This window comes from Burkholderia cepacia complex sp. TUM26381, assembly GCF_057439935.1.
The window spans coordinates 24,029-47,214 of record NZ_CM172008.1; the positions used below are offsets into that span (position 1 = coordinate 24,029).

19 protein-coding genes and 1 pseudogene are annotated in these 23,186 nt (G+C 69.6%); 19 read left to right on the top strand and 1 reads right to left on the bottom strand.

Annotated elements, in window-relative coordinates; translation table 11 throughout:
- Window positions 1-10 precede the first annotated feature (10 nt).
- The 3 genes from ACWMMN_RS32295 (at window position 11) to ACWMMN_RS32305 (ending at window position 5,262) form a co-directional block, all read left to right on the top strand.
- On the top strand, window positions 11-1,840 hold the full coding sequence (locus ACWMMN_RS32295; protein ID WP_486424304.1) for a DUF1302 domain-containing protein: 1,830 nt from the start codon (window positions 11-13) through the stop codon (window positions 1,838-1,840).
- A gap of 61 nt (window positions 1,841-1,901) precedes the next feature.
- Window positions 1,902-4,262 carry an efflux RND transporter permease subunit gene (locus tag ACWMMN_RS32300; RefSeq protein ID WP_256087623.1) on the top strand — a complete coding sequence of 787 codons (2,361 nt, stop codon included), beginning with the start codon at window positions 1,902-1,904 and terminating at the stop codon, window positions 4,260-4,262.
- A gap of 31 nt (window positions 4,263-4,293) precedes the next feature.
- Complete coding sequence (locus ACWMMN_RS32305) at window positions 4,294-5,262, top strand: WD40/YVTN/BNR-like repeat-containing protein (protein WP_486424305.1); 969 nt, start codon at window positions 4,294-4,296, stop codon at window positions 5,260-5,262.
- A 290-nt stretch (window positions 5,263-5,552) separates the two neighbouring features.
- On the opposite strand, the gene ACWMMN_RS32310 is transcribed toward ACWMMN_RS32305, so the two are convergent.
- A complete protein-coding gene (locus ACWMMN_RS32310) occupies window positions 5,553-6,449 on the bottom strand; it encodes a LysR family transcriptional regulator (protein ID WP_059241104.1) in 897 nt (298 codons plus the stop codon).
- A 157-nt stretch (window positions 6,450-6,606) separates the two neighbouring features.
- On the opposite strand from ACWMMN_RS32310, the gene ACWMMN_RS32315 reads away from it, so the two are divergent.
- From ACWMMN_RS32315 to ACWMMN_RS32390, 16 genes and pseudogenes are all read left to right on the top strand, one after another.
- A complete protein-coding gene (locus ACWMMN_RS32315; RefSeq protein ID WP_404823528.1) occupies window positions 6,607-7,869 on the top strand; it encodes an MFS transporter in 1,263 nt (420 codons plus the stop codon).
- A 71-nt stretch (window positions 7,870-7,940) separates the two neighbouring features.
- On the top strand, window positions 7,941-8,831 hold the full coding sequence (locus ACWMMN_RS32320; protein ID WP_256087625.1) for an amidohydrolase family protein: 891 nt from the start codon (window positions 7,941-7,943) through the stop codon (window positions 8,829-8,831).
- Between the two features lie 8 nt (window positions 8,832-8,839).
- Window positions 8,840-9,727, top strand: a complete 888-nt coding sequence (locus ACWMMN_RS32325) for an isocitrate lyase/PEP mutase family protein (protein ID WP_059241107.1) — start codon at window positions 8,840-8,842, stop codon at window positions 9,725-9,727.
- A gap of 63 nt (window positions 9,728-9,790) precedes the next feature.
- A pseudogene (locus ACWMMN_RS32330) lies at window positions 9,791-10,546 on the top strand (MFS transporter); the annotation flags it as partial.
- Complete coding sequence (locus ACWMMN_RS32335; RefSeq protein ID WP_422674393.1) at window positions 10,538-11,119, top strand: MFS transporter; 582 nt, start codon at window positions 10,538-10,540, stop codon at window positions 11,117-11,119. The pseudogene ACWMMN_RS32330 and the gene ACWMMN_RS32335, both read left to right, overlap by 9 nt.
- 174 nt (window positions 11,120-11,293) lie before the next feature.
- Window positions 11,294-12,706 carry a KamA family radical SAM protein gene (locus tag ACWMMN_RS32340; protein WP_486424306.1) on the top strand — a complete coding sequence of 471 codons (1,413 nt, stop codon included), beginning with the start codon at window positions 11,294-11,296 and terminating at the stop codon, window positions 12,704-12,706.
- On the top strand, window positions 12,703-13,848 hold the full coding sequence (locus ACWMMN_RS32345; RefSeq protein WP_256087628.1) for an NAD(P)/FAD-dependent oxidoreductase: 1,146 nt from the start codon (window positions 12,703-12,705) through the stop codon (window positions 13,846-13,848). Before ACWMMN_RS32340 ends, ACWMMN_RS32345 begins: the two co-directional genes overlap by 4 nt.
- A complete protein-coding gene (locus tag ACWMMN_RS32350; protein WP_174994578.1) occupies window positions 13,845-15,200 on the top strand; it encodes a lysine N(6)-hydroxylase/L-ornithine N(5)-oxygenase family protein in 1,356 nt (451 codons plus the stop codon). Before ACWMMN_RS32345 ends, ACWMMN_RS32350 begins: the two co-directional genes overlap by 4 nt.
- A 15-nt stretch (window positions 15,201-15,215) precedes the next feature.
- Window positions 15,216-16,481, top strand: a complete 1,266-nt coding sequence (locus ACWMMN_RS32355) for an ATP-grasp domain-containing protein (protein WP_340625788.1) — start codon at window positions 15,216-15,218, stop codon at window positions 16,479-16,481.
- Between the two features lie 13 nt (window positions 16,482-16,494).
- A complete protein-coding gene (locus ACWMMN_RS32360; RefSeq protein ID WP_059241112.1) occupies window positions 16,495-18,090 on the top strand; it encodes a methionine--tRNA ligase in 1,596 nt (531 codons plus the stop codon).
- Entirely contained in the window at window positions 18,087-19,268 is a 1,182-nt protein-coding gene (locus tag ACWMMN_RS32365; protein ID WP_069254736.1) for a CaiB/BaiF CoA transferase family protein, read from the top strand. Before ACWMMN_RS32360 ends, ACWMMN_RS32365 begins: the two co-directional genes overlap by 4 nt.
- Window positions 19,255-19,605, top strand: a complete 351-nt coding sequence (locus ACWMMN_RS32370; protein WP_059241114.1) for a cupin domain-containing protein — start codon at window positions 19,255-19,257, stop codon at window positions 19,603-19,605. Before ACWMMN_RS32365 ends, ACWMMN_RS32370 begins: the two co-directional genes overlap by 14 nt.
- Window positions 19,595-20,752 carry an NAD(P)/FAD-dependent oxidoreductase gene (locus ACWMMN_RS32375; protein ID WP_486424307.1) on the top strand — a complete coding sequence of 386 codons (1,158 nt, stop codon included), beginning with the start codon at window positions 19,595-19,597 and terminating at the stop codon, window positions 20,750-20,752. Before ACWMMN_RS32370 ends, ACWMMN_RS32375 begins: the two co-directional genes overlap by 11 nt.
- Complete coding sequence (locus ACWMMN_RS32380; RefSeq protein ID WP_486424308.1) at window positions 20,704-21,627, top strand: AEC family transporter; 924 nt, start codon at window positions 20,704-20,706, stop codon at window positions 21,625-21,627. Before ACWMMN_RS32375 ends, ACWMMN_RS32380 begins: the two co-directional genes overlap by 49 nt.
- Before the next feature lie 70 nt (window positions 21,628-21,697).
- Window positions 21,698-22,609, top strand: coding sequence for an amidohydrolase family protein (locus ACWMMN_RS32385; protein WP_340625791.1), 912 nt, complete (start codon window positions 21,698-21,700; stop codon window positions 22,607-22,609).
- A 61-nt stretch (window positions 22,610-22,670) separates the two neighbouring features.
- The gene (locus tag ACWMMN_RS32390) at window positions 22,671-23,141 is read left to right on the top strand and encodes a hypothetical protein (protein WP_256087632.1); all 471 of its coding nucleotides are present in this window, start codon (window positions 22,671-22,673) and stop codon (window positions 23,139-23,141) included.
- The last annotated feature ends 45 nt before the right edge of the window (window positions 23,142-23,186 follow it).

Genomic DNA, 23,186 nt, shown 5'->3' on the forward strand with positions numbered 1-23,186 from the left:
ACCAAGAATAATGATTAGGCGTACTGCAATTTCGCTCGCCGTGATGAGCGCGACGGCCACGAGTGCATTCGGCTACCAGTTCACGTCCGCGGGTGGCGACCTGCAAGGTTCGTGGGTCACGAACCTGACGGCCGGCGCCGGCATCCGGACCAAGAACCCGAGCTGTTCGCTCACCGGTGATCCGAACGCGTTCGGCTGCGGCGCGGGCGCGAATACGAATCAATGGGGCTTTGGCGACAACGGTGACCTGAACTACCGCAAGGGCCAGCCGTTCAGCACCTATGTCAGCGCGACCAGCGAGCTGCTGCTGAAGATGCCGAGTGAAGGGCTGAAGTTCATGGTGCGCGGCACTGGCATGTACGATTTCCTTGCCGGCAATACGAACCGCACACCGTTGTCGAGCACGGCGGCCGCACAGGTCGTGTACAACGCGCAACTGCTCGATCTGTGGGGCGAGAAGGATTTCACGATCGGCGGGCGCAATGCGCACGTGCGGGTCGGCAATCAGGTGATCAACTGGGGCGAGAGCATGTTCGCGCAGAGCGGCATCAACGCGACCAACTCGATCGACGTGCAGAAGCTGCTGATCCCCGGCTCGCAACTCAAGCAGGCGCTGTTGCCCGCGCCGATGGCAAGCTTCGCGGCCGACCTGTCGCACGGGTTCAGCACCGAGGCGTACTACCAGTTCCAGTGGAACGGCAACCGCTACCCGCCGGTCGGCTCGTACTGGTCGACGTCGAATATCGTCGGGCGCGGCGCCGAACCGTACACGGTCAACACGACCAACCCGAACGTCGCGGGCCCGAGCGCGGGCACGATCGCGAATGCGATCGGCGGCGCGAACGCCGCGGGCAATCAGGACACGCTGAACGCGATCAAGAACGGGCTCGTGAACGGCACGTACGCGGGGCCACCGTTCAACGACGTCGGCTTGCCGCTCACGACCACGCTGCCGGCGAAGTACCGGCCGCAGTTCGGCGTGAAGTTCAACTTCTCGCCGCGCTCGTTCGATGCGAACTTCGCGCTCTACTACGAAAACTATACGGACAAGTCGCCGGTGCTGACCGCGCTCGCGAACGGCGGCATTCAGGCGTCCTATCTCGGCAGCCGGCAGCTGTTCGGCGCGAGCGCGAACTTCGGCGTCGGCCCGTGGGCGATCGGCACCGAGCTGTCGTACCGGCCGCGCGATGCGGTCGCGCTGTCGGGCTGCTACGGGCCCGGCGGCCCGCTCGATGCGATCACGAACGGCGTGGCGGGCATCGACTGCCAGCAATGGGTCGACAAGAAGAAATTCCAGTACGACCTCAACGGGCTGCTGGCGCTCACGCGCAGCGAATACCCGTTCCTGAAGCTGCTCGGCGCCGATTCCGCCGCGCTGACCTGGGAACTCACGTGGATCTACTACCCGGGGCTGAGTTCCAGCGGCGTCACGCGGACCGTCGGCGGGCAGACCGTCACGCAGGCGCCGCAGGCCGGCTATGCGCCGTGGCTGAACAACGGCTCGGGGCTCGGCTATCCGATCGCGATGGCGCAGGGCACCGCGAGCTCGGTGGGCGCGACGATCGATTTCAACTGGACCTACGACGGCTCGCTGATCCACGGCTGGCAGGTCACGCCCGGCGTGACGTTCTCCGATGGCCTGTACGGCTACACGCCGACCTTCACCGCGAATTACCTGCAGGGCGCGAAGTCGGTGAACGTCTACGTGCTGTTCAACCAGAATCCGCCGACCTGGCAGGCCGGCATCAATTTCACCGCGTTCTTCGGCGGGCACAACACGGTCGGGCAGCCGTACGCGGACCGCAATTTCGTCGGGATGTTCGTCACGCGGAATTTCTGACGGTGACGGGTGGCAGGCGGCGCGCATCGTGCGCCGTCGCAATACATGAAGGGGTAAGGTCGTGCTCAATCGTCTGGTCAGTCGCCTGGAAAGGCTTTTCTTCGGTCATCGCGCGCTCGTGCTCGCGGCGATCGCGTTGTTCACCGTTGCGATGGCCGTGTTCGCCGTGCAGTTGCGCATGGATGCCGGCTTCGAAAAGCAGATGCCGATCGGGCATGAATACATCCGCACGTTCCAGCAGTACCGCAACGACCTGCTCGGCGCGAACCGCATCACCGTGGTCGTGCGCGCGAAGCACGGCTCGATCTGGTCGAAGGAAGGTTTGACGCGGCTGTACGACGTCACGCAGGCCGTTACGTATCTGCCGAACGTCGACCGGATCGGCGTGCGCTCGTTGTGGACGCCGAACGCGTTCGTGAATGAAGTGACCGACGAAGGGTTTCGCGCGGAGCCGATCATTCCCGGCACGGTCACGCCCGGCCAGTTGACGCCGGAGCGCGTGCAGGGCATTCGCCGCGCGACGACGCTCGGCGGCTACGTCGGCACGCTCGTGTCGCACGGCGAGGACAGCGCAATGATCACGGCCGAGCTGAACGAGCGCGACAGCGCCGGCAAGGTGCTCGACTACGTCGCATTCAATCACCTGCTCGAAAGCAGGATCCGCAAGCCGTTCGAGGACGCCGGCTACGACATCCAGATCATCGGCTTCGCGAAGCAGATCGGCGATATCGCCGACGGCGCGACGGCCGTGCTCGGCTTCTGCGCGGTCGCGCTGCTGCTGACCACGCTCGCGGTGTACTGGTACTGCCATTCGGTGCGCTTCACGGTGCTGCTGATCGCGTGCTCGCTGACGTCGCTCGTGTGGCAGTTCGGCACGCTGAAGCTGCTCGGCTTCGGGCTCGATCCGCTGGCGGTGCTGGTGCCGTTCCTCGTGTTCGCGATCGGCGTGTCGCACGGCGTGCAGCAGGTGAACTTCATCGTGCGCGAAATCGCGCACGGGCAGAGTTCGTTCGATGCGGCGCGCCACAGCTTCAGCGGCCTGCTGATCCCGGGTGTGCTCGCGCTCATTACCGCGTTCGTATCGTTCATCACGCTGCTGCTGATCCCGATCCCGATGGTGCGCGAGCTGGCGATCACCGCGTCGCTCGGCGTCGCGTACAAGATCGTCACGAACCTGATCCTGCTGCCGGTCGCGGCGTCCTGCTTCAACTTCACGAAAGCCTACGCGGACAACTCGCTGAAGCGCGCGCAGCAGCGTGCGAAGCCGCTGCGCGTGCTGGCCCGCGTGGCCGAGCCGAAGTATGCGAGCGTCACGGTCGCGCTGACGGTGGCGATCTTCGCGCTCGCCGCGTGGCAAAGCCGCGACCGCGTGATCGGCACGCTGCAGCCGGGCGCGCCGGAGCTGCGCGCGGATGCGCGTTTCAACCGTGACGCGACGTCGATCGCCGGCAACTACGACATGGGGCTCGACTGGCTGACGGTTGCAATCGAGTCGAACGGCAAGGCTTGCGACAACGCGGCGGCCGGCCTGTACGAAGACGACTTCTCGGCCGCAATGCGCACCGAACCGGGCGTCGTATCGGTGCAGTCGTACTCGTCGATGCTGCGCGCGTACAACCAGGGCTACAACGAGGACTTCCCGAAGATGAAGGTCGTGCCGATCGATGCCGAGAACTACGGCGCGGTGTCGGTCGACGTCGGGCGCGCGAAGGGGTTCATGAAAGCCGATTGCAGCATGACGGCCGTTCACCTGTTCCTGACCGATCACAAGGCGACGACGATCAACCGGATTCTCGACGACGTGAAGCAATACCGCGCGTCGCATCCGTTCCCGGGCATGACGGTGCGGCTGGCCGCGGGCAACGCAGGCGTGCTCGCTGCGACCAACGACGAAGTCGAGAAGAGCGAACTGCCGATGATGCTGTACGTGTACGCGGCGATCCTGATCCTCGTGTTCCTCGCATACCGCGACTGGCGCGCGATGCTCGCGTGCTGCGTGCCGCTGTCGGTCGCGACCTTCATCGGCTACTGGTTCATGAAGGCGCTGCAGATCGGGCTGACGGTTGCGACGTTGCCGGTGATGGTGCTGGCCGTGGGTATCGGCGTCGACTACGCGTTCTACATCTACAACCGGCTGCAGGTGCATCTGGCAGGCGGGCAGGACATCGTGAAGGCCGTGCAGCACGCGATGCTCGAAGTGGGCGTGGCGACGATCTTTACGGCCATCACGCTGGCGATCGGTGTCGCGACATGGAGCTTCTCGGCGCTCAAGTTCCAGGCCGACATGGGCAAGCTGCTCGCGTTCATGTTCGTGGTGAACCTCGTGATGGCGATGACGGCGTTGCCTGCGCTCGCGTCGCTGCTGGAACGCGGGTTCCCGCGCCGCAAGCCGGCCCGCGCGCCGGGCCTGTTCAGCCACTGATGCCCGCGCATACCACTGCAGAGGTCAATCGATGATCAAGACGCTCGTTGCCTGTACCGCGCTCTGCGCTGCCGCGGCGGCCTTCGCGCAACCGCCGGACGGAACGGTTGCGGCCTGGGCCGCGAAGCCCGCACACGCATGGACCGCGCCGGCGCACATGATGCTGATGGACGCCACCCGCGCCGGCTCGCGGATCGTCGCGGTCGGCGAGCACGGCATCGTGCTGCTGTCCGACGACGACGGCAAGACCTGGCGGCAGGCGCGGCGCGTGCCGGTGTCGGCGACGCTGTCGGCCGTGTCGTTCGCGGACGCGAAGCACGGCTGGGCCGTCGGCCAGTGGGGCGCAATTCTCGCGACCGACGACGGCGGCGATACATGGGTCACGCAGCGGCTCGATACGTCGGTCGACCAGCCGCTGTTCTCGGTGCTGTTCACGAATGCGCAGGACGGCATTGCGGTCGGCCTGTGGTCGCTGATGCTGCAGACGCACGACGGCGGCAAGACGTGGGCGCGTACGACGCTGCCGAAGCCGCCGGGCGGCGGCAAGGCCGACCGCAATCTCTATCACGTGTTCGCAGACCCTACGCACGCGCTCTACATCGTGTCCGAACAGGGGATGGTGCTCAAGTCGGCCGACGGGGGCGCGAACTGGACCTATCTGCCGACGGGCGGCAAGGGCACGTTGTGGTCGGGCGTCGCAATGCCCGATGGCCGGATCGTGGTCGGCGGGCTGCTCGGCAGTCTGTTCGAAAGCCGCGACGGCGGCACGACGTGGGCCGCGCTGACCACCGGCACGCGCAGCTCGATCACGGATCTCGTCGCCACCGGCGGCGGGCTGGTCGGCGTCGGCCTCGATGGGCTGACGTTCGCGCAGCGCGTGGCAGGCGGCCCGCTCGGCGTCGCGCAGCGCGCGGATCGCGCGACGCTTACCGCTGCGCTGATCGATGCGCGCGGCAAGCCCGTGTTCTTTTCGCAGGCAGGCGTGCTCGACACGCCGTGACACGCGTTTCGCCAACGCGTGACTGCACGCCGGGATTCCAAGAGGATGCCCGGCGCCGCGTGCTGCTGGCGCACGCGCGTCCGGCGTCTCGATCGTTCCCGTTGCTCGACGACGTCGACACAAGTCTGCATTCGCACTGCACAGCCGGTGCGATGCGGCGCTGAACCGCGCCGGACTCGCTGGGGCTGCGGTTGCGGGCCGCAAGGCAACCGTTGCCGGGTTGGCGCGGGGCAACGGCCATACCCGGCAGGTACGCCGCGCGCACGCGATCGCGCCGGCCGGCGGTGTGTTCAGGCGCGCGGATCGGCCGACGGCAGCAGCGCGGCGAAGCGGTCCGCGAGCGTGGGGCGCGACCGTGCGGGCCAGATCGCGCTCAGTTCGAAATTCGGCAGCGCGGCGCCGTCGCGGATCGGGCTGTAGGCAACCCCGTCGAACGCGAACGCGTGGATCGAGCGCGGCAGCAGCGACACGCCGCACCCGGCGGCGACGCATGCGACGACGGTCAGCGTGCGGTTCACGTCGAGCACGATGTCCACCGGATGCCCGGCCTGGCGGAACGCGCTGAGGATACCGGCGCGGATCAGCGGCAGCTGATCGTGCGGAAACCACACGAGGCCGGCCGCGGCGAGATCGGCCAGCGTGACCGTGCCGTCGGGCAGGCGCGGGAACTCCTTCGGCAGCACCGCGACGAGCGGGTCGCGCCGGATCAGCTTTTCGCGCATCCGGCCGTTGACCGCGACCGGCGTATGCAGCAGCCCGATGTCGATCTCGCCGCGTTCGAGTGCGATCGCCTGCTCGGCATTGCTCATCTCGCTCATCACGAGCTCGACGTCGGGCGCACTCTCGCGCAGCGCACGGATCGCGCGCGGCAGCGTGTCGAACAGCGCCGCGCTGACGAAGCCGATGGTCAGGCGCCCGGCGCGCTGCGCACCGATCTCGCCCGCCCGGTGCGCGGCCGCATCGAGCCGCGCGACGCTCAGGCGCAGGTCGTCGACCATCGCGAGCCCGGCCGGCGTGAGCGTCGCGCCGCGCCGCGACCGGTCGAACAGCCGGACTCCCAGCTCCTTTTCCATCCGGTTCAGCGCCTGGCTGAGCGCCGGCTGCGCAATACCCAGTTCGCTGGCGGCGCGCGTGAAGCTGCCGGAATCCGCGATCGCGAGAAAGTAGCGGACGTGCCTGATTTCCATAAGCGTGTGTTATGAATAATTATTCGAAACATAGTAGCGAATTATCCAAATGATTCATAGGATGCACTTCGGGCGTCGTCGATACCGGCTGCGCCTCCGATAGCGGCGCGATCAGGCGGCGCACGGCGACGACACGAGGAGACCTCCGTTGACCTGGATGCGCGAACTCTCGACGACCGAACGGCGCACGTTGCGCGGCTGCTTTGCCGGCTGGGCGCTCGACGGCCTCGACACCCAGATGTTCAGCCTCGTGATCCCGGCGCTGCTCGCGACCTGGAGCATCGGCAAGGGGCAGGCTGGCCTGATCGGCGGCGCGACGCTCGTGTCGGGCGCCCTCGGCGGCCTGCTGGCCGGCGTGATCGCCGATCGTTACGGGCGCGTGCGGGCCCTGCAGATCACTGTGTGCTGGTTCTCCGCATTCACGTTCCTGAGTGCGTTCGCGCAGAACTTCGAACAGCTGCTGGTGTTGAAGGCGCTGCAGGGGCTCGGCTTCGGCGGCGAATGGACGGCGGGCGCGGTGCTGCTCGCGGAAACGGTCGGCGCGCGTCATCGCGGCAAGGCGATGGGCGTCGTGCAGAGCGCGTGGGGGTTCGGCTGGGGAGCGGCGGTGCTGCTGTACATGATCGTGTTCGCGTGGCTGCCGGCCGAATGGGCGTGGCGCGTGCTGTTCGCGATCGGCGCGTTGCCCGCGCTGCTGGTGCTGTATATCCGTCGCGCGATTGTCGAGCCGCCGCGCGCGCAGCCTGCGTCTGTGCGGGCGGACGATACGCCGACGGTCGGCATCTTCGACCGGTCGGTGCTGCGCACGACGGTGGTCGGCGGCCTGATCGGCGTCGGCGCGCATGGCGGCTATCACGCGATCACGATCTGGCTGCCGACCTACCTGAAGACCGAGCGGCACCTGTCGGTGCTCGGCACCGGCGCGTATCTCGCGGTCGTGATCGTCGCGTTCATCTGCGGCTGTTTCCTGAGTGCGTACCTGCAGGACCGGATCGGCCGGCGCCGCAACGTGATGCTGTTCGCCGCGTGCTGCGCGGTGATGGTGAACCTGTACGTGTTCCTGCCGCTGAACGACGTCGCGATGCTGTTGCTCGGGTTTCCGCTCGGGCTGTGTTCGGCCGGCATTCCGGCGACGCTCGGCACGCTGTTCAACGAGCTGTATCCGCAGAACGTGCGCGGACGCGGCGTCGGCTTCTGCTACAACTTCGGCCGCATCGTGTCGGCGGCCTTTCCGGTGCTGGTCGGGCGCATGGGTGAATCGTTGCCGCTCGGCACGGCGCTCGGCATCGATGCCGGCATCGCGTACGGGCTGGTCGTGATCGCGGTGTGGTTCCTGCCGGAAACGCGCGGTCGCCGCCTGCCCGACGCGGCCGCCGGGCCGGGCGCCGACGGCGACGCGCGCGCCGGTGCCTCGCTGTAGGTTTCGTCTTTCGTTCATTCCGTCGCCTGTCGCCCGTTGCCGGGCCGGGCATCTCTTGCAGGCAAGTCGTCATGGATCGAGCAGTGAATCCGCCGGTCGAACCGGTTTCAGCGGCGCCGGACACGGCCGCGTGGTACGCATCGCCGGCGGCCGTCGCGGCCGTCGACGCACATGCGCACGTGTTTGCGCGCGGCCTGCCGCTCGCGCCGGTCGTGCGCCACGCGCCCGATTACGATGCGTCGCTCGACGCGTACGTCGCGCATCTCGCCGCGCACGGCATCACGCACGCGGTGCTGGTGCAGCCGAGCTTTCTCGGCACCGACAACGCGTTCTTCGTCGACGTGCTGCGGCGCTACCCGCACCGCTTTCGCGGCGTCGCGGTGGTCGATCCGGTGATCGACGACGATGCGCTCGCCGCGCTGGATCGCGCGGGCGTCGTGGGCATGCGGCTCAACCTGGTCGGCCTGCCGATTCCGGATTTCGGCACGCGGGTGTGGCGCGCACTGTTCGCACGCGTCAACGCGCTCGGCTGGCATGTCGAGATTCATCGCGATGCAGCCGACCTGCATGCGATCGCCGCGAGCCTGCTCGCGCAATCGTGCACGCTCGTGATCGACCATTTCGGCCGCCCGTCGCCGACGCTCGGCGAGCGCGATCCCGGCTTCCGTCACCTGCTGTCGCTCGCCGATACAGGCCGCGTGTGGGTCAAGCTGTCGGCCGCATACCGCAACAGCCTGGCCGGCGACGGCACCGATACCGCGCTCGGCGCCGCGCAGGCGCTGCGCGCCGCGTTCACGGCCGAGCGGCTCGTGTGGGGCAGCGACTGGCCGCATACGCAGCATCGCGAGCGGGTCGATTTCGGCGCGACCTGTGCGGCGCTCGAACGCTGGCTGCCCGACCCCGGCGAGCGCACGCGCGTGCTGCGCGACTCGCCGCGAACCCTGTTCCGTTTCGACCAATGAGGCCCTGCATGACCGATCAAACCGCCCTTCGTCGCGCCGCGTTCCGGCGCAGCATCGCCGCCCGCCAGGGGCTGCTCGTCGCCGGCACGTTCAATGCGCTGAGCGCGCGGATCGCCGCCGATCTCGGCTTCGGCGCGCTGTACCTGAGCGGCGCCGGCGTCACCAACATGTCGCTCGGCCTGCCGGATCTCGGCTTCGTCGGGCTCGGCGAGCTGGCCGAGCACACCGCGCGCGTGCGCGGCGCCGTCGACCTGCCGCTGATGGTCGATGCCGATACCGGTTTCGGCAATGCGCTGAACGTGCTGCATACGGTTCGCACGCTCGAGCGCAGCGGCGCCGATGCGATCCAGCTCGAGGACCAGGTGCTGCCGAAGAAGTGCGGTCACTTCGCGGGCAAGGAAGTGATTCCGGCCGCGGAAATGGTCGGCAAGCTGAAGGCGGCCGTCGACGCGCGCGTCGATCCGAACCTGCTGATCGTCGCACGCACCGATGCGGCCGCCGTGCACGGCATCGACGACGCGATCGAGCGCGCGCACCGCTATGCGGCGGCCGGCGCCGACGTGCTGTTCATCGAGGCGATGGACACGCCGGAGGACGTCGAACGGCTGCCCGCGCTGTTCGACACGCCGCAGCTCATCAACATCGTGATCGGCGGCAAGACGCCGACGCGCTCGCGCGACGAACTGGCGCGCCTCGGCTACGGCGTCGTGCTGTACGCGAATGCGGCGCTGCAGGGGGCCGTGCACGGGATGCAGGCCGCGCTGACCGAATTGCGCGACACGGGCCGGCTCGATGAAAACCCCGCGCTCGTCGCGCCGTTCGCCGAACGGCAGCGGCTCGTCGACAAGGCGCGCTTCGACGCGCTCGACGCGCGCTACGCGGCCGGGCAGCCGTAAGGCCGGCACGCAGCACGGGCGGCGCATGCCGGCCGCCCGCTACCGAACAGACAGGAGACACCCGTGGCAACTTCCCCAACCGGGGCGGCCGACGCGCCGCCACGCATCGGCTCGATCGTCGGCGGGCTGGCCGGCAACCTGATCGAGTGGTACGACTTCCTCGCGTACAGCATCTTCTCGATCTACTTCGCGCCGTCGTTCTTTCCCGCCGACCGGCCGACCGTGCAACTGATGAACACCGCGGCGATCGCGGCGGTCGGCTACGTCGCGCGACCGGCGGGCAGCTGGCTCGTCGGCTTGTACGCGGACCGGCACGGGCGCAAGGCCGCGCTGACGAAGTCGGTGCTCGCGATGTGCGCGGGCTCGATGCTGATCGCCGTCACGCCCGGCTACGCGACGATCGGCATGCTCGCGCCGGCACTGCTCGTGGCCGCGCGCCTGCTGCAGGGCCTCAGCATGGGCGGCGAATACGGCACCAGCGCGACCTACCTGAGCGAGATCGCGCCGCCGAACCGGCGCGGCTTCTACGTCGGCTTCCTGCAGGTGAGCGTGGTGGCTGGCCAGCTCGTCGCGCTCGGCTTGATGCTGGCGATGCAGCGGATCTTCGCCGGCACGCACGACATCGAGCGCTGGGGCTGGCGGATTCCGTTCTTCGTCGGCGGCGTGCTCGCGCTGTTCGCGCTGTACATGCGCCGCAACGTCGTCGAGAGCGACGCGTTCGTCGCGAGCCGCGCGCGTGCGGCGAAGACGCGCGTGACGGCCGATCTCGCGGCCCACTGGCGCGAACTGCTGCTCGCGATCGGCATCACGATCGGCGGCACCGTCGCGTTCTATACGTACACCGTCTACATGCAGAAATACCTGGTCAATTCCGTCGGCCTGCACAAGGAAACGGCGACCTGGATCTGCACGCTCGCGCTGCTGCTGTACATGCCGCTGCAGCCGCTGTTCGGCCTCGTGTCGGATCGCGTCGGGCGCCGGCCGGTGCTGCTGTGGTTCGGGCTCGGCGGCACGCTGCTGTCGGTGCCGATCTTCACGGCGCTCGCGCACGTGCACGAGCCGCTCGCCGCGTTCGCGCTGGTGTTCGCCGGGCTCGTCGTGCTGAGCGGATTCACGTCGGTGCACATGCTGGTCAAGGCCGAGCTGTTCCCGCCGCAGATCCGCGCGCTGGCGGTCGGGCTGCCTTATGCGCTGACGACGGCGATCCTCGGCGGCACGACCGAATTCGTCGCGCTGCGGCTGAAGGCGGTTGGCAACGAATCGATGTTCTTCTGGTACGTGGCGGCGTGCGCAGCGATTTCGCTGGTCGTGTACTGGCGGATGCCGGAAACCCATCCGGCCAGGCGCGCGCGGCCGGCTCGGCCGGCGGTGGGCGCCGCCGCACCCCGCTGAATTGGTGCGAAGCCGCATGCGAAACGCTTATGGATAAATAACACGGACGTAATGCTTCGCCGCGGCGATTGCTTCTAGTATCTGCAGAACGCCGACGGGCTGCCTGGCCGTCGGCGGCGAGCAGACGAGACACACGACATACATTAGTACATCTAAAAAAATGGAGTCGAGTCAATGATCGAACTATCCGAGGGCCAACGGATATCCACGCGCGATGGCGCGCCGGGCGGTGCGCCGCCACGGCCGTCGATCGCGGTCCATCCCGTGTTCAAGGCGTACAACCGGTCGAAGCTGGACGACATTCCGCAGCTCGCGGTATTGCCGCCGTCGATGCGCGAGCAGATCGGGCTGGTCGCACGCGTGCTGCCGTTCAAGGTCAACCGTTATGTCGTCGAGCAACTGATCGACTGGACGAACGTACCGGACGATCCGCTGTTCCGGCTGACGTTTCCGCAGCCCGACATGCTTGCGCCCGACGAGCTCGGGGAGCTGGCCGAGCTGTCGCGCGACGCGGCGCGCCAGGCGGACCTGGACGCGCTGGTCGGACGCCTGCGCGCCCGGATGAACCCGCATCCGGCGGACCAGCGGCTCAACGAGCCGGAGCTGGACGGCGAGCCCTGCCCGGGCATCCAGCACAAGTATGCGCAGACGGTGCTGTACTTCCCGAGCCACGGGCAGACCTGCCATGCGTACTGCACGTTCTGCTTCCGCTGGCCGCAGTTCGTCGGCGACGCGTCGCTGAAATTCGCGTCGAGCGAAGCCGGGCGGCTGCACGCGTACCTGCGTGCGCACGGCGAAGTGACCGATCTGCTGATGACGGGCGGCGATCCGATGGTGATGAGCGCGGCGCGCCTGCGCGAATACCTGATGCCGCTGCTGGAGCCGGGGCTCGAGCATGTCGGCAACATCCGGATCGGCACGAAGGCGCTGACCTACTGGCCGTACCGTTTCGTCAGCGATCCGGATACGCCCGAGCTGCTCGCGCTGCTGCGCACGCTGATCGATGCCGGGCGCAACGTGACGGTCATGGCGCACCTGAACCACTGGCGCGAACTGTCGACGGAGATCGCCGAGCAGGCCGTGACGAACCTGCGCCGCATCGGCGTCGTGATTCGCTCGCAGGGGCCGGTGCTGCGCCATATCAACGACGACGCGGAAGTCTGGCGGCGCAACTGGGTCGGGCAGGTGCGGCTCGGCATCGTGCCGTACTACATGTTCGTCGAGCGCGACACGGGGCCGCGCAGTTATTTCGAGCTGCCGCTCGCGCGGGCGCTCGACATCTACAACACCGCGATCGCGTCGGTGTCGGGGCTCGCGCGCAGCGCACGCGGCCCGTCGATGAGCGCAGGCCCGGGCAAGGTCGAAGTCGCGGGCACGCTCGAGTTGCAAGGGCAGCGCTACTTCCTGCTGAATTTCCTGCAGGCGCGCGATCCGCGCTGGCTGCGCCGGCCGTTTCTCGCGAAGTATTCGGCGACGGCCTGCTGGCTCGACCAGCTCGAACCGCCGGACGGCGAACCCGCGTTCTTCTTCGATGCGGCGTATCGCGCATTCGTCGACGCGCATCAACACCAGCCGGAGCATGCATGAGAACGCCCGGCACACGAACCGCCGACGTCGCGATCGTCGGCGGCGGCTACACGGGGCTGTCCGCCGCGATCCACCTGGCGGAGCAGGGCGCGACGGTTGAGGTCTGCGACGCCGATCCGCCCGGCGACGTGCCGAGCGCATTCAACTTCGGTTCGGTCGCGAGCGTCGCGCCGGCGCTGCCGCGCGGCCCGGTTTCGGCCGCGCAGGCGCAGGCCGCCGAGCGCACGGCCGCGCAGGCCATCGCGTACCTGAAGCGCTTCGTCGACAGCCGCAACCTCGCGTGCGGCTGGGCGCATCCCGGCCACATCACGCTCGCGTGCGACGACGCGTCGGCGGTGCAGCTGGCGCACCGCTTCGAGTACTACGCGACGCAGCAGGATGCGTGCGTCGCGTGGCTCGACGCGCAGGCGGTCACGCAGGAAACCGGCGCGGCGCATGCGATCGCGGGGCTGCTGAACCTGAGATTCGCGCTGATCCGGCCGCGCGCGCTCCGCGATGCGATGCGGATGCGGGCGGTCACGCTCGGCGTGCGGATCCGGCGCGGCGCGCGCGTGAACGCCGTGCGGCTCGTGCCCGATGCGGCCGTGCTCGACCTCGGCGACGCGACGCTCGACGCGGGCACCGCGCTGGTGTGCGCGGAGGACGCGTGGCCGCTGCTGCCGGCCGACCTGCGCCCGCCGCTCGAACGCTACGGCACGCACCTGCTGGCTACCCGCATCCTCGACGACGCGACGCAGCGCCGCATTTCGCGGCAGCCGCGCGTGTACGGCACGTTGTCCGCCGACAAGGATTATTTCCGGCTCGACGACAGCGGGCGGCTGTTGTTCGGCAGCCGGCTCGGCCTCGCGGCCGACGGGCCGCCCGCGGGTGTCGAGGCCGCGTTGCGCGCGCGGCTGGGCGCGTATTTCCCGGCGCTCGAGCACGTGGGCGTCGAGCACGTGTGGTCCGCGCCGCTCGGCTTCACCGCGCTCGGCGTGCCGCATGTCGGCACGGCCGGGCGGCTGGGCTGGTGCGGCGGCTATTGCGGCAGCGGGATCGCCACGGCCGTTCACGGCGGCGCGGCGCTGGCCGCGCGCGTGCTCGGCCACGCCGACGACGGTGCCTTTCACGATTCGATCACCGGTGCCGGGGAGGCGCGATGAACACTTTCGAATTCCAGACGCTCGACGGCGCGAAGCCGCGGGCCTTTGCCGGAGAAGAAGTCGACGTGCTCGGTATCGGCGTCGGTCCGTTCAACCTGAGCCTGGCGGCGCTGCTGGCGCCGCTGGACGGGCTGCGTTCGCTGTTCGTCGAGCGCCGGCCCGGGTTCCGCTGGCATCCCGGGCTGATGCTTGCCGATTCGTCGTTGACGACCAGCTTCCTGAAGGACCTCGTGACGCTGGCCGATCCGTGCAGCCGCTACTCGTTCATTGCGTTCCTGCAACGCACCGAACGGCTGTACGCGTTCGCGAATGCACGCTTTCCGACCGTGCGCCGCCGCGAGTTCGAACAGTACATGCAGTGGGTGTGCGCGTCGCTCGACAACCTGCGGTTCGACTGCGAAGTCGAAAGCGTCGTGCGCGACGGGCGCGCACTGCGCGTCACGACCTCGCACGGCGTCGTGCGCACTCGGAACCTCGTGGTCGGCGTCGGCCTGCGCCCGAGCGTGCCCGCGTGCGCGCGGCCGCACCTCGGGGCCGACGTACTGCATTCGTCGCAGTTCTGCACCGTGCGGCCGGCGCTTGCCGGCCGGCGCGTCGCGATCGTCGGCGGCGGCCAGAGCGGCGCCGAGCTGGCGTTGCACCTGCTCGGGTTGACGGGCGATGCGGCGCCCGCGCACATCGCCTGGCTGACGCGGCGCGAGAACTTCCTGCCGATGGACGACTCGCCGTTCGTCAACGAATGGTTCGTGCCGCAATACAACGCGCATTTCTCGCGGCTGTCGCCGGAGCGCAAGCGCGACGCGCTGGAGACGCAGCGCCTCGCGAGCGACGGCGTCACGTTGCCGCTGCTGACGGCGATCTACCAGCGGCTCTACGAGATCACGCACATCGAGGGGCGCACCGGCCATTGCGCGCTGATGCCCGGCCGCAGCATGGCGAACCTGCACCGCGCGGACGGCGGCTACGTGCTGAGCGTCGACGACGGCACCGGCGTGCATGCGCCGCTGCATGCGGACGTCGTGCTGCTCGCGACGGGCAGCGAATTCCAGATGCCCGGCGCGCTCGAATCGCTGCGCTTCGAGATGCACACGCGCAACGGCGTGCCGGAGCTAGACGACGACTACGCGGTGCGCTGGAACCGGCCGAGCGCCGCGCGGATTTTCTTCCAGAACGCCGCGCGCACGACGCGCGGCATCGCCGACCCGAACCTGAGCCTGGCCGCGTGGCGCAGCGGCCGCATCGCGAACGCGATCGCGGGCGCGTCCATCTACGAGGTCGGCACGCCGCCGGGATTCGTCGACTGGCCGCACGGCGACGCGCCGCAGGCTGCCACCCAACAACTCGTGAACTGACAGGAGCACCCCGCCATGACCCATGCACCGGCCATGCTGTATCTCGACACGCGCGCGCTTCCGGGCGAGCGGATCGCCGAAATCGACGCGGCGCGCAGCCTCGGGCTCGATCTTTATGTGGCGACGCCGACGCCGGACGCGTTCCGCTCGTTCGGCTGCGCCGGCATCATTCCGACCCGGCTCGGCGATTACGACGCAGCCGAGCGGACGATTCTCGACTACCTGCGCGAACATCGCGTCGAGCTGTCCGGCGTCGTCGCGTGGAAGGATCTCGAAGTGGTGCTCGCGAGCCGGCTGTCGCATCGTCTCGGCCTGCGCGGCACGGCGCCGGACGCCGCGCTCAACGTGCGCGACAAGGCCGCGACCCGCCGCGTGCTCGACGCGGTGCCGAACGCGAACCCGCGCTATGCGGTCGTCAGCAGCGAAGCCGAATTCACCGCCGCGCTGAAACGGATCGGCGCACCCGCGCTGCTCAAGCCGGCCGGCAACTCCGGCAGCCGCGGCATCTTTCCGGTCGATGCGCACGCCGACCCCGTCGACGTCTATCGCGCGTTTCGTGCGTACAACTCGCCGGAGAAGGGCGAGATGTTCAGCCTGTACGGCGATCACGCGCTGCTCGAGGAACAACTGACGGGCAGCGAGCATTCGGTGTCCGGCGTCGTCGCGCACGGGCGCGTCGCGATCAACGCGATCATCGACAAGACCTTCGACCGGTCGATCCCGATCCAGTACGAGAACGTGACGCCGTCGCTGCTGCCGGCCGACACGCAGGCGGCGATCCGCGACATGGTGCGCGCGGGCGTCGCGGCGACCGGCATCGACTGGTGCGGCTTCCACGCGGACGTGATGGTGACGCGCGACGGCCCGAAGATTCTCGAGATCGGCGGGCGGCTCGGCGGCGAGTTCATCAACTCGCATCTGATCCCGTACAGCGTCGCGGGCTTCTCGCCGTACCGCACCGTGCTCGATCTCGCGCGCGGCGCGATCGACGGCCCGCTCGACGACCGGCTCGGCACCGCGTCGACGCGCGCCGGACAGCGCATCGTGATGCCGCCGGGGCTCGGCCGCATCGCCCGTGTCGAGGGCTTCGAGCGGCTGTGGCGGCGGCCGGAGCTGCGGTTCCTGCAGGTCGTCGCCGGCAAGGGCGCGCAGATGGCGCTGCCGAAGGACGTGTTCAAGGCGTACGAGATCGCGTACCTGATCGCGCAGTGCGAACTCGACCGCGACATCGTGGCGCTGCTGCGCGAACTCGCGGCCGACGTGACCGTCACGCTGGACTGACCCGGAGGCCATCATGCCGATCGACACGATCCGCGACCCGCGCCACTACCTGCTCGTGCCCGCGATGCCGGCGCCGAACGGGCGCCTGCACCTCGGTCATATCGCCGGCCCGTACCTGCGGCTCGACATGCTTGCGCGCCACCTGCGCAGCCGCGGCGAGGTCGCGCGCATCGCATGCGCGAGCGACCCGTACGATTCCTACATCCCGCTGCGCGCCGGGCAGGCCGGCATCGACGCGGCGGCGCTCGCGCGGCAGAGCTGCGCGGGCATCGTCGACGATCTCGCCGCGATGAACATCGACGTCGACCTGTTCGTCGATCCGCTCGGCGATGCGCATCACGACGCGTACCTCGCCGCGCACGACGGGCTCGTCGCGCGGCTGGCCGCGCAGCGGCGCGTGTCGACGGTGCGCGAGCGCCTGCCGTATTCGGCCACGCGCGATGCTTACGTGACCGGCAGTTTCCTGCTCGGCCGCTGCCCGCAGTGCGCGCGCGACGTGTCGGGATTCTTCTGCGAGGACTGCGGCGCGCATTTCCAGCCGGAGGACGTGCGCGAACCGTCGGCGCGTTGGGGCGAGACGCTCGCGATGCGCGAGCAGGACAACCTGTTCTTCGACATCGCGGATCCCGCCGCGCTGGTCGCGCAGCTGGCCGGCACCGAGACCGCACCCGAGTTCGTCGATATCGCGCGCCGCCATCTCGCGCGCGACGGCGCGCGTTTCCGCCTGACGAGCCATGCCGGCTGGGGGCTGCCGTATGCGCTCGACGGCGCGCCGCGCACGCTGTTCGGGCACGGGCTGCTGTTCGGCGCGATCCGCTTCGTCGGCGATCTCTATGCCCGCCAGCACGGGCTGCGCGCGAACCCGTTCGATCGCGAGTCGGACGTGATCACCGTCAACGGATTCGGGATCGACAACTGCGTGTCGCATCTGGTCGGCATTCAGGCGATGGCAATGGCCGACGGCGTGTCGAAACCGTTCGACCGCTTCGTGATCAATCACTTCTACACGCTGGAAGGGCGCAAGTTCTCGACGAGCCTGCGCTGGGCGATCTGGGTCGAGGATCTCGCGGCGCGCACGCGCGTGCCGGCCGACGCGGTGCGCTTCTTCGTCGCGTCGACCAATCCGGTCGACGCACGCACCGACTTCGATCGCGATGCATTCTGCCGCTTCGTGAACGGGCCGTACGCGACAGTGCGGCGGCACGTGGCCGAGTCGATCGGCGGGCCGCTTGCGGCGCGCGTGCCGGCCGACAAGACGGCGCGGGCAGCCGAGGCGGCGTGGCGCGACGCGCAGCGCGCGATGGATTTCGCGACCTTCGACCCGACGGCGCTGGCCGGCATCGTCGAGCGCTGGAGCGCGCACTTCGACGGCGCGCGCGCGGCCGGCGACCTGTACGGCTGGACCAAGGGCTTCGCGCTGCTCGCATGGCCGTTGATGCCGGCGCTCGCGCAGACCGCGTGGCGCGCGCTCGGGTTGCGCGGCGAGCCGAACGCGGGCGACTTCGCGCGGCTGTCGGCGCCGGTCGTCACGCCGCTGGCGAACTTCGACCCGGTCACGCCGGGAGACCTGGCGGCGGTCCTGCCGCCCGGCATGCGGGAGGTTGCATGATGGAAGGCGCACTCGAAGGGCTCGTGATCGTCGACCTGACGCGCGTGCTGGCCGGGCCGTTCTGCACGATGCTGCTGGCCGATCACGGCGCGCGCGTGATCAAGGTCGAGCGGCCGTCGACCGGCGACGATGCACGCGCGTACGGCCCGTGGTACGGCGGCAAGTCCGCGTATTTCGCGTCGCTCAACCGCGGCAAGGAGAGCATCGCGCTCGACCTGAAGGACCCGTCCGACCGCCGCGTGCTCGACGCGCTGCTCGAGAAGGCCGACGTCGTCACCGAGAACTTCCGGCCCGGCACGATGGCGCGCATCGGCTACGACTGGGACACGCTGCATGCGCGTTTCCCGCGCCTGATCTACGGCAGCGCATCGGGGTTCGGTCACACCGGGCCGTATCGCGACCACCGCGCATACGACATGATCGTCCAGGGGCTCGGCGGGATCATGAGCGTGACGGGCGAGCCCGGGCGCATGCCCGTGCGGGTCGGGCCGTCGATCGGCGATCTCGCGGCCGGCCTGTTCCTGACGACCGGGCTGCTGATGGCGCTCGTGCGGCGCGGCCGCACCGGGCAGGGTTCGAAGGTCGATATCGGCATGTTCGACTGCCAGCTTGCGCTGATGGAGTATTTCATCGGCCGCTACTTCGCGACCGGCGAAGTCACGGGGCCGGTCGGCAGTTATCGGCCGGCGATCGCGCCGCCGTTCGGTGTCTACCGTGCGGCGGACGGCCCGCTCATCATCGCGGCCGGCAACGACAAGCTGTTCCGGCTGCTGTGCGACGCGCTCGGCGTGCCGGCGCTCGCGGCCGATCCGCGTTTCGCGGGCGGCGAGGCGCGCAAGGATCACGAGGCCGAACTCGAACGCACGCTCAACGCGCTGCTGGCGGCGCACGGCGTCGAAGCCTGGTGCGAGCGGTTCGCGCGCGCGGGGCTGCCGGCCGGCCCGATCAACCGGGTCGACCAGGCCGTCGTTCATCCGCAGACGGCCGCGCGCAACATGCTGATCGACGTCGACGATCCGGACGTCGGCCCGTACCGGCTCGTCGGGACGCCGATCAAGATCTCGGGCTGCCCCGATCCGGCCACGCGCCGGGCCGCACCGGCGCTCGATCGCGACCGCGACGCGATTCTCGCGGAACTGGGCCTGGTCGGGGAGGAGGTGCACGATGAACGCGCGTAAGTTTCCGCATGTCGGCGCGTTGCCGCCGGAGTCGCATGTGCCGGGCGTCGTGTTGCGCCAGGCCGATTTCGCCGGGCTCGGCGACGGCGAGATTCCGTTTCGCGGCGGCCTGTTTACGGTCGAGCCGAACTGCACGTCGCGGCTGGACGTCCACGCGGTACGCGAATGCTGGATGATCGCGCAGGGCAGCGGCCGGCTGACCTACGACGGCGAGCCCGTGCGCGTGCGGGCCGGCGACGTGCTGTATTTCGAATCGCACCGCTCGCACCAGGTGCAGAACGACGGCGCGACGCCGCTCGTGATCAGCACCGTCTGGTGGCAGGCCGATGCGGGTTGATCTCGCGATCGTCGGTGCGGGCGTGACGGGGGCGACGATCGCGCACGTGGCGGCGCGGCATGCGGGCGGGCTGCGCATCGCGGTGTTCGATGCGCGGCCGGCCGTGCAGACGGCCACGGCGCTGTCGGCCGGCGTGATCACGCCGTTCTGCGGCAGCGGCGAGCGCCGCGCGCGCTCGCTGGTCGCCAACGCGTACTACGGTGCGTGGGCACGGGCCGGATGCTGCGTGCGCGACGCGCCGTTCGCATTCGTTGCGGACGTACCGGACGCGGGCGGCCCGTTGCTCGCGCCGCCGGTGGCCGACGATCCGCCGGAGACCGGCGCCACACCGCTCGGCGCGCTGCCGGCCGGCGCGCGTCTGTGGCGCAGCGGCCGCGCGTGGCTGGTCGACGTGCCGCGGCTGGTCGCGCACTACCTGACGGGCGCGCACACCGTCGAGCGCTTCGATGCGCCGGTCACGCACGTGACGCACGATGCCGGCGGCTGGACCGTCGTCGCCCACGGCGTGACGCTGCGCGCCGACCGGCTCATCCGCGCCAGCGGCCCGTGGCCGGCCGTCGACGGCGAAGCCGGCGGTGGCGCGCGGACGGATATCGTCACGAAGAAGATCGTCGCGTTCGATGTCGACGGCCGCGCATTGCCGCCCGCGCCGGATGCACCGGTCGTCTACCTGCCCGACGCGCAGGCGTTTCTCGCGCCGGTGCACGCGCGGCGCGGCTGGCTGCTGAGCATCACGTCGCACGTGTGGGGCTGCGACGCCGGCGCACGCGTCGCGCCGAGCGCCGACGAGCGGACCCTCGCGCACACGCTGCTTGAACGTCATTTCCCGGGCCTGCGCGATGCCCATCTCGCCGCGCGCACGGCGGTCGACGGGTACACGGCCGACCGCAATCCGCGGGTCGCACCGATCGGCCGCCACGGCTGCGCGGTGGCGGGCGCGTCGGGTTCCGGCGTGCGTTTTGCGCCGGCCCTCGCCTACGAGGCGCTCGCGGCCGTCGGCCTGCCGTTCGACCCCGATCCCGCGACGACCGCACCCGAGCCACCACTTCGCCCGCGGGCTGACCTGCCCGCTGCTTCCCTCTCCGAATCCGTCCAACCATGCATACCGAACTCGCCTGGATCGCCGTCGCACCCGCCTTCGCCCTGATCTGCATCGGCATCGCCGTGCGTCGCATCGCGCTGGTCGATGCGGCATTCTGGCCGTCCGCCGAAAAGCTCACCCACTACGTGCTGTTTCCCGCCTTCCTCGTGCATTCGATCGGGCTGGCGGGGCCGCTCGACGCATCGTCGAAATCGACGATCGTGCTGTTGACGGGGCTCACGCTCGCCGTGCTGGCCGCCGTCGTGCTCGGCTGCCGATGGTGCGCGGTGCCGCACGCGTCGTTCACGTCGATCGTGCAGGGCTCGATCCGCTTCAACAGCTACATCTTCCTGTCGGTCGCGTCGGGGTTGCTGAGCCGCGGGGACTACGGGATCGCGGCGGTCGTGGTCGCGTACATGGTCGCGATCTCGAACACGCTCGTGCTGCTGTCGTTCGAGCATGGCCAGGCCGGCGGCCGCGGGCTTGTGCGGATCGTCGGCAAGGTGGCGGCGAATCCGCTGATCGTCGCCAGCGCGTTCGGGATCGTGCTGAACCTGACCGGCTGGCGCCTGCCCGCCGCCGTGGACCAGACCGTCGACGTGCTCGGCGGCGCCGCGCTGCCGCTGAGCCTGATCTGCGTGGGCGCCGCGCTGCGGCTGCCGCTGCCGCGCAAGGAAGCGGCGCTCGTGCGCGCGGGGCTCGTGACCACCGCGATCCGGCTGGTCGGTTTTCCGCTGCTCGCGCTGACCGCGACGAAGGCGTTCGCGGTGACGCCGCTGTCGGGGAACCTGATCCTGCTCTATTCGGTGCTGCCGTGCGCGAGCAACTCGTACGTGCTGTCCACGCAGTACGGCGGCAACCATCGGCTGATGGCGTTCGTCGTCGCGCTGTCGACGGTGCTGTCGTTCGTCCCGATATTCCTCGTCGCGCGCACGATGTAGGCTGATGCGCCGCTGCGCGGCCGGCGGGGCCGCGCCGTTCACCCTAATCGAATAAATACAGGAGACACCCATGATTTCGAGGCGCTCGTTCAACCGCGCACTCGCCGGACTCGCGATGGCCGAAGTGCTGGGCGGATGCGCCGGCGCGAGCCCGGGCCGACGCACGATCACCGGCGTCGACGCGCACGCGCACGTGTTCCTGAAATCGCTGCCGCTCGTGCCGGGCCATCGCTACACGATCGCGTACGACGCGTCGCTCGACCAGTACCTCGCGATGCTCGACCGGCACGGCATGTCGAACGGCGTGCTGATCCAGCCGAGCTTTCTCGGCACCGACAACCGCTATCTGCTGGCCGCGCTGCGCGCGCAGCCCGAGCGCCTGCGCGGCATCGTCGTGATCGATCCCGCCCGCGATGCGGAGCAGGTGGCCGCCTGGACGCCGCTCGGCGTGCGCGGCATCCGGCTGAACCTGATCGGCGAACGCGATCCGGATTTCGCCGGCGCGGCGTGGCGCGCGCTGTTTCCGCTGCTGCGTGCGCATCGCTGGCAGGTCGAGCTGCATGCGGAGGCCGCACGGTTGCCGGCGCTGATGCCGCCGCTGCTCGACGCGGGCGTCGACATCTCACTCGACCATTTCGGCCGGCCCGACCCGCGGCTCGGGATCGACGATCCCGGCTTCCGCTATCTGCTGACGACGGCGGCGAGCAAGCGCGTGTGGGTCAAGGTGTCGGGCGCCTACCGGAACGACCGCGCCGACCGCTGGCAAGCGTCCGGGCTGACGGCGATGCGCGCGCTGCGCGAAGCGCTCGGCACGCAGCGGCTCGTGTGGGGCAGCGACTGGCCGCATGTCGGGTACGAGGCGGCCGTGAACGATGCGCTCGCGTACCAGTACATGGCGACGCTGTTGCCGGACGAGGCCGGACGCCGGCAGGTACTGGTCGATACGCCGGCGGCGCTGTACCGGTTCGACGGAAACGGTTGAGCGGGCGGGCGGCCCGGCGCGTATGGCAGAATCGCGGCGATCCCCCGTCCGCGACGCCACCATGAACCCGACGACGCCTTCCTCCGCGCCCATCCGTCCGCCGATGGGGCACACGGCCACCGTGCTGCTTGCCGCCAGCATGCTGTTCTATCTCGTTGCGATGTTCAGCGCACCGTTCCGCACCGGCGCGCCGGACCCGCATCCGTGGGCGGACGGCTGGCAGGTGCTGCTGACCGGCTGGATGGGCGTGCTCGCCGGGATCCCCGCGTGGCTTGCGAATCCGCTCGTGTTCGGCGCGTGGCTACTGACCGTGAAGCGCCTGCGCGTGCAGGCGGCCGTGCTGGCCGCGCTAGCGCTGCTGTTCGGGCTGAGTTTCCTGTCGCAGCACCAGATCGTCGTCAACGAGGCGGGTAGCCTCGAGCCGGTTCATCTCGATGCGATCGGCTACTGGTGCTGGCTCGCGAGTTTCGGCGCCGTGCTGGTCGGCACGGTGTTCTTGCCCGGGCGGACGAAGGGCGGCGCGGCAGGCTGACGCGCGCGGCACGGCGGGTCCGCGTCGCGCGCGCCGCTTTTCAGC

Excerpts from the sequence above, each read along its gene's own strand:
- ACWMMN_RS32295 (WP_486424304.1), top strand. The coding sequence starts at position 11 with ATGATTAGGCGTACTGCAATTTCGCTCGCCGTGATGAGCGCGACGGCC.
- ACWMMN_RS32305 (WP_486424305.1), top strand. The coding sequence starts at position 4,294 with ATGATCAAGACGCTCGTTGCCTGTACCGCGCTCTGCGCTGCCGCGGCG.
- ACWMMN_RS32310 (WP_059241104.1), bottom strand. The coding sequence starts at position 6,449 with ATGGAAATCAGGCACGTCCGCTACTTTCTCGCGATCGCGGATTCCGGC.
- ACWMMN_RS32315 (WP_404823528.1), top strand. The coding sequence starts at position 6,607 with ATGCGCGAACTCTCGACGACCGAACGGCGCACGTTGCGCGGCTGCTTT.
- ACWMMN_RS32320 (WP_256087625.1), top strand. The coding sequence starts at position 7,941 with ATGGATCGAGCAGTGAATCCGCCGGTCGAACCGGTTTCAGCGGCGCCG.
- ACWMMN_RS32325 (WP_059241107.1), top strand. The coding sequence starts at position 8,840 with ATGACCGATCAAACCGCCCTTCGTCGCGCCGCGTTCCGGCGCAGCATC.
- ACWMMN_RS32340 (WP_486424306.1), top strand. The coding sequence starts at position 11,294 with ATGATCGAACTATCCGAGGGCCAACGGATATCCACGCGCGATGGCGCG.
- ACWMMN_RS32345 (WP_256087628.1), top strand. The coding sequence starts at position 12,703 with ATGAGAACGCCCGGCACACGAACCGCCGACGTCGCGATCGTCGGCGGC.
- ACWMMN_RS32350 (WP_174994578.1), top strand. The coding sequence starts at position 13,845 with ATGAACACTTTCGAATTCCAGACGCTCGACGGCGCGAAGCCGCGGGCC.
- ACWMMN_RS32355 (WP_340625788.1), top strand. The coding sequence starts at position 15,216 with ATGACCCATGCACCGGCCATGCTGTATCTCGACACGCGCGCGCTTCCG.
- ACWMMN_RS32360 (WP_059241112.1), top strand. The coding sequence starts at position 16,495 with ATGCCGATCGACACGATCCGCGACCCGCGCCACTACCTGCTCGTGCCC.
- ACWMMN_RS32365 (WP_069254736.1), top strand. The coding sequence starts at position 18,087 with ATGATGGAAGGCGCACTCGAAGGGCTCGTGATCGTCGACCTGACGCGC.
- ACWMMN_RS32370 (WP_059241114.1), top strand. The coding sequence starts at position 19,255 with ATGAACGCGCGTAAGTTTCCGCATGTCGGCGCGTTGCCGCCGGAGTCG.
- ACWMMN_RS32375 (WP_486424307.1), top strand. The coding sequence starts at position 19,595 with ATGCGGGTTGATCTCGCGATCGTCGGTGCGGGCGTGACGGGGGCGACG.
- ACWMMN_RS32380 (WP_486424308.1), top strand. The coding sequence starts at position 20,704 with ATGCATACCGAACTCGCCTGGATCGCCGTCGCACCCGCCTTCGCCCTG.
- ACWMMN_RS32385 (WP_340625791.1), top strand. The coding sequence starts at position 21,698 with ATGATTTCGAGGCGCTCGTTCAACCGCGCACTCGCCGGACTCGCGATG.
- ACWMMN_RS32390 (WP_256087632.1), top strand. The coding sequence starts at position 22,671 with ATGAACCCGACGACGCCTTCCTCCGCGCCCATCCGTCCGCCGATGGGG.